The 6,686-nt window shown below is 64.4% G+C and carries 8 protein-coding genes; 5 read left to right on the top strand and 3 right to left on the bottom strand.

The window, feature by feature from the left end; translation table 11 throughout:
• Positions 1 to 186 precede the first annotated feature (186 nt).
• The 3 genes from Q376_RS22975 to Q376_RS0115510 all read left to right on the top strand — a co-directional run bounded on the left by Q376_RS22975 (position 187) and on the right by Q376_RS0115510 (position 1,948).
• Complete coding sequence (locus Q376_RS22975; protein ID WP_052365378.1) at positions 187 to 1,167, top strand: 5'-nucleotidase; 981 nt, start codon at positions 187 to 189, stop codon at positions 1,165 to 1,167.
• Between the two features lie 124 nt (positions 1,168 to 1,291).
• A complete protein-coding gene (locus Q376_RS0115505) occupies positions 1,292 to 1,498 on the top strand; it encodes an SEC-C metal-binding domain-containing protein (RefSeq protein WP_027351079.1) in 207 nt (68 codons plus the stop codon).
• A gap of 255 nt (positions 1,499 to 1,753) precedes the next feature.
• Positions 1,754 to 1,948 carry a hypothetical protein gene (locus tag Q376_RS0115510; protein WP_027351080.1) on the top strand — a complete coding sequence of 65 codons (195 nt, stop codon included), beginning with the start codon at positions 1,754 to 1,756 and terminating at the stop codon, positions 1,946 to 1,948.
• 104 nt (positions 1,949 to 2,052) lie between these two features.
• Here Q376_RS0115510 and Q376_RS0115515 read toward each other — a convergent pair whose 3' ends face one another.
• Positions 2,053 to 2,751, bottom strand: a complete 699-nt coding sequence (locus tag Q376_RS0115515) for a S4 domain-containing protein (protein ID WP_027351081.1) — start codon at positions 2,749 to 2,751, stop codon at positions 2,053 to 2,055.
• A gap of 5 nt (positions 2,752 to 2,756) precedes the next feature.
• Positions 2,757 to 3,224, bottom strand: a complete 468-nt coding sequence (locus Q376_RS0115520; protein WP_027351082.1) for a YehS family protein — start codon at positions 3,222 to 3,224, stop codon at positions 2,757 to 2,759.
• A gap of 328 nt (positions 3,225 to 3,552) precedes the next feature.
• Between Q376_RS0115520 and Q376_RS22980 the strand changes: the two genes are divergently transcribed.
• Positions 3,553 to 5,157, top strand: coding sequence for a methyl-accepting chemotaxis protein (locus Q376_RS22980; protein ID WP_052365379.1), 1,605 nt, complete (start codon positions 3,553 to 3,555; stop codon positions 5,155 to 5,157).
• Here Q376_RS22980 and Q376_RS0115530 read toward each other — a convergent pair.
• On the bottom strand, positions 5,144 to 5,566 hold the full coding sequence (locus Q376_RS0115530; protein WP_027351083.1) for a hypothetical protein: 423 nt from the start codon (positions 5,564 to 5,566) through the stop codon (positions 5,144 to 5,146). The two genes, Q376_RS22980 and Q376_RS0115530, sit on opposite strands and share 14 nt — an antisense overlap.
• Positions 5,567 to 5,827: 261 nt before the next feature.
• Between Q376_RS0115530 and Q376_RS0115535 the strand changes: the two genes are divergently transcribed.
• Positions 5,828 to 6,523 carry a pseudouridine synthase gene (locus tag Q376_RS0115535; protein ID WP_043448144.1) on the top strand — a complete coding sequence of 232 codons (696 nt, stop codon included), beginning with the start codon at positions 5,828 to 5,830 and terminating at the stop codon, positions 6,521 to 6,523.
• Positions 6,524 to 6,686 lie beyond the last annotated feature (163 nt).

A 6,686-nucleotide genomic window follows, 5' to 3' on the forward strand; every position in this document is an offset into this window, starting at 1 on the left:
GACGTTATGTTAAATAGGGTCGAGGCCATCGGTTTTCAAGGGGCAGCGAAGTGATTTTTTCACTTGGCCGCGGGCACCGATCCCAAGGAAGAAATGGGTGCGGCGGGCGGATCATTCAAGCGTGGGGTAGGCTTGTGCCACTGGCTGGATTGCCGATGTCTCAACCGTTGATCGGGAAACCGTCGTATGCCCTATGACCTGTCCAATCGCCTGGTGATCGGCCTCGCCTCGAGTGCGCTTTTCGACTTGGCGGATTCGGATGCGGTGTTCGTCCAGCAGGGGGAGGCGGCCTACCGCGCTTATCAGCGTCGGCATGAAAACGAGCCGCTGGCGCCTGGAGTGGCCTTCGCCTTCATCAAGAGACTGCTGGCGCTGCGTGAGCTCGATCCGCTCGACCCGCCCATCGAGGTCCTGCTGCTGTCGCGTAACGATCCCGATACCGGGCTTCGGGTGATGAAGTCGATCGAACATCATCAACTGGCGATCTCCCGCGCGGTCTTCCTCCAGGGGCGCTCGCCCTATCCCTTCATCCCTGCGCTCAACATCAGTCTGTTCCTCTCCGCCAACCCCGACGACGTTCGCGGGGCGATCGCGGCCGGATATCCCGCCGGACAGGTCATGGAGGGACACTACGAGCTCGAGCAAGGCGATGAGCTGCGGGTGGCGTTCGATTTCGATGGCGTGCTGACCACCGATGAATCCGAAAGCATCTACCAGACCCAAGGCATCGATGCCTACCATCGGCACGAGAGAGCGCATGCATTGGTGCCCGCCGAACGCGGCCTGCTCGCCGACCTGCTCCAGCGGCTCTCCACCATCCAGGCATTGGAGCGACGCCACCAGGAGCGTAGTGACAGCGCCTACGTGCCGAAGCTGCGGGTTTCGATCGTGACCGCACGCGATGCGCCGGCCCACGAGCGGGTGATTCACACCATGAGAGAGTGGGGAATCACGGTCAACGAGGCTTTCTTCCTCGGCGGTGTGGACAAGAGCGCGGTGCTGAAGGTCGTCAAACCGCACATCTTCTTCGACGACCAGACCTCGCACCTTGCCGCGACCAGTTCCCTGCTCCCGTCGGTGCACGTGCCGTTCGGCAGGCTCAATCGCATGAAGACGAGCGAGGCGGACGTCGATCGAGGCCCGGTGCAAGACGACGAGGCCCGCTGAGCGAGCGCCTCTCGACGACGCCGGCGAAGTGGCGGTCCGTTCGGCACGCACAGATGGGGCCAAGCGCTCGCCGTGCGCTCCCGCTCGCGCGATAATCACGCCATTCCCCTACCTGGAGTCCAAGATGAACCAGCCCCACGTCCATGGCCCCGACTGCAACCATGATCACGACCATCACGAGCACGACCATACCGGGCACGTCCACGGGCCGCACTGCAATCATGATCACGGGCCGCGCGAGCCGGTGCGCAATGCGCTCAAGGACATCGGGCGCAACGACCCCTGCCCGTGCGGCAGCGGCAAGAAATTCAAGAAATGCCATGGCGGTTGAGAGGCGAGGGGTATTCGCTCCCGAGCGCTTCTTCTTTCAACCCTTGTGCTATCAACCATAGTGCTGCATTGCGGTCGTCGACGGCTGCGGGCGAATACAGGAGGTTACGCAGCGAGCCGGAAATGACACGTTATGGAGGAAAACCTTACTAGTCAGCGCAGATGGATGAGACTAACGTTTAATGGATGCCTGTTCGCGACATTTCGGGCGTGGCATCTATACTCTTTTCGTGACTTGGCTGGAAAGGATACTGGCATGTCTACTTCATACTGTGTGATTCCCCATTACGACGAGTTCGAGACGACCAAGGTGGTCGGTTGGCTGTTGATCGAGCGAACCTGCGCTGCCGACAATCGTCTCGGTTGCTACCCTTCTCGCGAGGAAGCGGAAGCGGTACGACTGAGAATGGTCGAGCAGGCGAGCCGCGAGCAGGTCAGCGACGTCGCCTGAGCCATGCCCCGCGCATGGCAGTGACTAGGCCGGGGCCGCTGATTGCGGCGGCCCCGGCCTTTTGCTTTCTGCGATGCCGCTCGTGGCTTTCGGCGATCTCGGCCCTAGAACCGTTCGCTCTGCTTGAGATAGCGCCACTGGCCGCTCGGTAGACGCCCCATGCTGAGTGCGCCGATGCGGATCCGCCGGAAGCTCGTAGGTTCGATATCGAGCCCCTCGAACAGCCGGACGATGGTCTGAGTATTGCCCTTCAGCGCCACGCGCAGATGGGTTTCGTTCTGGCGGCTGACGCGGCAGCGGGCATGGGTTTCGCGTGGTTCGCGCTCGAGCTGGGCGAGCGCGGTGTCGATGTCCCCGCTCACCCCGACGATGTACTCCTGCTCCAGGGTGTGCGCTTCGTCGCGCAGTTTGCGTGCGATGCCCGGCACCTGGGTGAAGACGCTCAGGCCCTCGGCCTGCGCGGCGAGCGGCATCAACGCGAGCTGCCGCTTGAAGTGGCGGCCGAGCAGCGGGAACGGTGCGATGTCGTCGCTGGCATGGTGATCGGCACGCAGCAGTGCGCCGGCGGAGTCCATATCGACCCCCAGCGGTTTGTGCAGCAGCAAGGTGACCGGTGGAGAGTGTTCGAGCTTCGCCCCTGGCGCCAGCTCCACGCGCTCATCGGTCACTCGATGCTGCGGCGAATCGATGCATACGCCATCGACGCTGACCAAGCCATCCTCTATGTAGAGCTCCGCTTCGCGGCGGCTGCATTGCAGCAGCGCGGCCAGCCGGCGCCCCAGCCTGATCGGTTCCACACTCATGCGGGTCATACCTGCTCACGAAAGCGCAGCGCCAGGCCGCGTAGAAACCGACGCAGCAGCTGATCGCCAGCGGGGCGGTAGTTCTTGTGCCCTTTCTTGCGAAACAGCGCCGAGAGCTCCGGTTTGGAGAGGGGAAAGTCGGCCGCAGCGAGAATCTCGTGCATATCGTCATCCTTGAGCTCGAAGGCGACGCGCAGCTTCTTCAACACCATGTTGTTGTTCACCGGCAGCTCCACCGGCTGCGGTGGGCGCGTTTCATCGCGCCCCCGGCGCAGTATCACCAGGCCATTGAGAAAGTGCGCCATCGCCTCGTCGGGGCAGGGCTCGAATCCCTCTTCCCCCTCTGGCGAGAGCCAGCTGTCGAGTCGTTCGCGTTCGACCGGATAGTCCGCCAGCGCGAAGAGTTCGATCAGCCGGGTTTCATGCAGATCGAGGGTGTAGCGCACGCTGCGCAGCACATCGTTGTGGATCATGGTCGGTTCCCAGGGGTTGCATTCATTCGCGGTGATTCTACCTGAGTGTGGGCATCTGGACCTCGTGACGGCGGCATCGTTCGCCTCGATTCGATCGTCGAGGCAGGGGTGTCGGCTGGGCGCCCGGCTCCCCATGGCATGGCGGGCTCAGCGACTTTCAGCCAGCGAAAGATGATTTTTCGTCATCAAAGCGAAAGATTCGCGCCGGCGTGCCGATGTTCTTATGGATGTCACCACTACCGACTGCCCACCATGCTTCACACGATCCGGGACCGGGCTGAGCGTCGGGTGGCGACGATTCCTTGCCAGGCAACTCGGAAACCAATCCATGATCTTCCTCGCGATGATTCGGCGTTTCACCATTCGTCTGCGCATGCTTGGCGCTATCGGCATGGTGATCGCGCTATTGATCCTTCTCAGCGGTGCGGGACTGCTCGGCAATCAGCGGATGTACACCATGCACACCCAACTGATCGAGGAAGGGGTCGCCGGCATGCGCACCCTCGTCGCACTCCAGGATCGGCTGGCGACGCTGCGCACGCTCGACGGGGCCGGGGCATGGCGTGAGCATCTCGATGAGGCGACACGCCTGGCGACGTCGCTCGAGGGCATCGGTACCACCGGCGCGGCGGCGCCTGAGCTGCTGGCTGCCTTGGAGACGTATCGTGAGCGGCGAGCGGTGGGAGGTGATGTCGGCGCCGCACTCGATGGCGTGCAGCAGCGCCTGCGCTCGATCGATACGCTGATACAGGGCTACATAGATGCCAATGTCGCAGGCCAGGCGAGCCTTTTCCGCCAGATCCTGGTGACCTTCTTCGGCGAGATACTGCTGGTACTGGTGATCGTGGTGCCGCTGACGCTTTTGAACATGTGGGCGATCTGCGTACCGGTACGACGGGCGCGCCTCACCGCCGAGGCGATCGCCGGTGGCGATCTGACCCAGCCCATCGACGCCTCGGGTAGCGATGAGCTGACCAAGCTGCAGGAGACCCAGGCGCAGATGCAGCGCCAGCTGGCGAGCATCGTGGCGCAGATCCGCGATGCCAGCGAAAACATCGCCGGTGCCAGTCAAGGAATCGCCGACGGCAACCAGCATCTCGCGGCGCGCACCGAGCAGACCGCCAACGATCTGCAGGGGACGGTGGCTTCGCTTTCGCAGTTCTCCACCACCGTGCAGCAGACCGCCCAGGCAGCCGAGCGGGGAGACCTGCTCTCGCAGGATGCCAATGCGGCGGCGGAACGAGGCGGCGGCGTGATCGAGCAGGTGGTGGAGCGAATGAAGCTGATCGAGAGCTCCAGCCATCGCATCGGCGAGATCGTTGGTTTGATCGATGAGATCGCTTTCCAGACCAATATCCTTGCGATCAACGCATCGGTGGAGGCGGCGCGTGCGGGCGAGCAGGGCCGCGGCTTCTCGGTGGTGGCGATCGAAGTCCAGCGGCTGGCCAAGCGCTCGGCGGATGCGGCCAGCGAGATCAAGGCGCTGACCGGTGAGAGCGTGAAAGCGGTCGACGCTGGCGCGAGCCAGGTTCAGGAAGCGGGCGCGGTGATGCGGGAGATCGTCGACAGCACCCAGCGGGTCGGCGAGGTGATCAGCGAGATCAGCCATGCCACCAGTGAGCAGTCGATCGGCATCCAGCAGGTTACCCAGGCAATGGAACGGGTCGACCATGTGACCCAGCAGAACGCTTCATTGGTCAACCAGTCGGCGATGGCGGCCGCTTCGCTGCGCGAACAGGCGGCGCTGCTCGAGCAGATGGTGAGTCGGTTCAGGCTGGACGAGCGGGGAGCGCCCGAGCTCAAGGAGGTCGAAGGGCACGTTCTGTCACGCTCGTCGGCATCGGCTCATGCAGATGTCGATGCACCGCCGAGCCCGCTGCGCGCGTTCGGCGCGATGCTGCGCCGTCCGCTGCTGTGGTTCAGAGCGCGCTAGACCAGCGCGTCGCTACCGCTTCTTCTCCGTAGGCCTCGGCGAGCGCCTCCCGGATCGCCGCCAGGCCTGCCTGGTGGGCGGCCTCGATGGCATCGGCCCGTTGCTCGCCGAGGATGGCGAACGACGCCGCCAGTCCCTGCTTGGCGGCTTCCACTGCGGCGTCGATCTCATCTTCCTCGGCGTCATCACTGCCCAGCGCGCCATCGCCGAGCGCCTGCTTGGCGGCGTCGACCGCAGCGTCGCCGTGGCGCTCGCGCAGCCAGCCGCCGACCGCTTGGGTCATCGCCGCGTACTGCGCGTCGTCGAGGGGGAAATGCACTGCTTCGAGGGCGTCGAACGCCTTGCCGATCGCCAGCGCGGCGAAGCCGACGGCAGCGAGTTGAGCGGGAGTTGCAGAGGTATCGGACATGCCGCGGTTTCCTGATCGATGGGTAGCGCGAGGCAAGGGATACTCGCGTGATTGGCCGCATGATAGCCCAGGCGAGTCGTCGTTGCCGGCGAATCGGCGCGATGCTGGGCGCCGGGGTGAGAGGCATGGCAGAATCGTCGACGCCCGACCCACGACCCATGGATGTCTCTGCGTGCTCCGAATCACTTCCCGGTTTGCTATGTTTTCCGCGTCGTCCAGACACCAGGACGTCGGTACCCTCGGCGCGAACGGCTGACCGCGATGGAACGCCTCGATCGGGTGATCATCGCACTGCCGGAGCAGAGCCGTCAGCGCGCGCGCCGGGCGCTGCTCGAGGGGCGGATAAGGGTCAATCGCACGGTCGAGCGCGATGGTACCCGGATGCTCACTGCCTTCGACCGGGTCGAGTTCGACGATCGACTGCTGCGCCCCGGGCGCACGCCGCGTTATCTGATGCTGTACAAGCCGGGCGGCTGCATCAGTGCCACTCGCGACGATCGGCATCCCACCGCGCTCGAGCTGCTTGGGGCGGATGCCAGCGAGGATCTCCACATCGCCGGGCGGCTCGACTACCATACCACTGGGCTTCTGCTGCTGACCAACGACAGCGCGTGGTCGGAGCGACTCACCCAGCCCGGCTCGCGCAAGCCCAAGCGATACTGTGTCGATCTTGCCCGTCCGCTGCACCAGCGCGACGTCGAGGCTTTCGCCACCGGCATTCGCCTGCGCCACGAGACCATCGACACCCTGCCCGCGATACTCGAGATCGAGCACGCCCACCGGGCCTGGGTGACCCTGTTCGAAGGTCGCTATCGACAGATCCGCCGGATGTTCGCCACGCTCGGTAACCACGTCGTCGCCCTGCATCGCGAGCGCGTCGGCGGCATCGTCCTCGACCCGGGGCTTTCGCCCGGCGAGTATCGGCCGCTGGAGCGGGATGAGATCGCCGCGGCATAGCCGCGGCAGATTAATGACAAACCCCTTTTGACCCAGCGACGCTCTCGATCCTGGAGAGTCGAGAACCGTTTGGGTCCTAACGTGCCTCTTGCTCGCTTAGATGCGAGGGGCGGGCCCCTCGCGCTCCCCCTGAAAGGGGACGCGCCGCCACGAGATCGCGAAA

The organism is Halotalea alkalilenta DSM 17697 (assembly GCF_000621205.1).
Lineage (GTDB): Bacteria > Pseudomonadota > Gammaproteobacteria > Pseudomonadales > Halomonadaceae > Halotalea > Halotalea alkalilenta.

Excerpts from the sequence above, each read along its gene's own strand:
- Q376_RS22975 (WP_052365378.1), top strand. The coding sequence starts at position 187 with ATGCCCTATGACCTGTCCAATCGCCTGGTGATCGGCCTCGCCTCGAGT.
- Q376_RS22980 (WP_052365379.1), top strand. The coding sequence starts at position 3,553 with ATGATCTTCCTCGCGATGATTCGGCGTTTCACCATTCGTCTGCGCATG.
- Q376_RS0115505 (WP_027351079.1), top strand. The coding sequence starts at position 1,292 with ATGAACCAGCCCCACGTCCATGGCCCCGACTGCAACCATGATCACGAC.
- Q376_RS0115530 (WP_027351083.1), bottom strand. The coding sequence starts at position 5,566 with ATGTCCGATACCTCTGCAACTCCCGCTCAACTCGCTGCCGTCGGCTTC.
- Q376_RS0115515 (WP_027351081.1), bottom strand. The coding sequence starts at position 2,751 with ATGAGTGTGGAACCGATCAGGCTGGGGCGCCGGCTGGCCGCGCTGCTG.
- Q376_RS0115535 (WP_043448144.1), top strand. The coding sequence starts at position 5,828 with ATGGAACGCCTCGATCGGGTGATCATCGCACTGCCGGAGCAGAGCCGT.
- Q376_RS0115520 (WP_027351082.1), bottom strand. The coding sequence starts at position 3,224 with ATGATCCACAACGATGTGCTGCGCAGCGTGCGCTACACCCTCGATCTG.
- Q376_RS0115510 (WP_027351080.1), top strand. The coding sequence starts at position 1,754 with ATGTCTACTTCATACTGTGTGATTCCCCATTACGACGAGTTCGAGACG.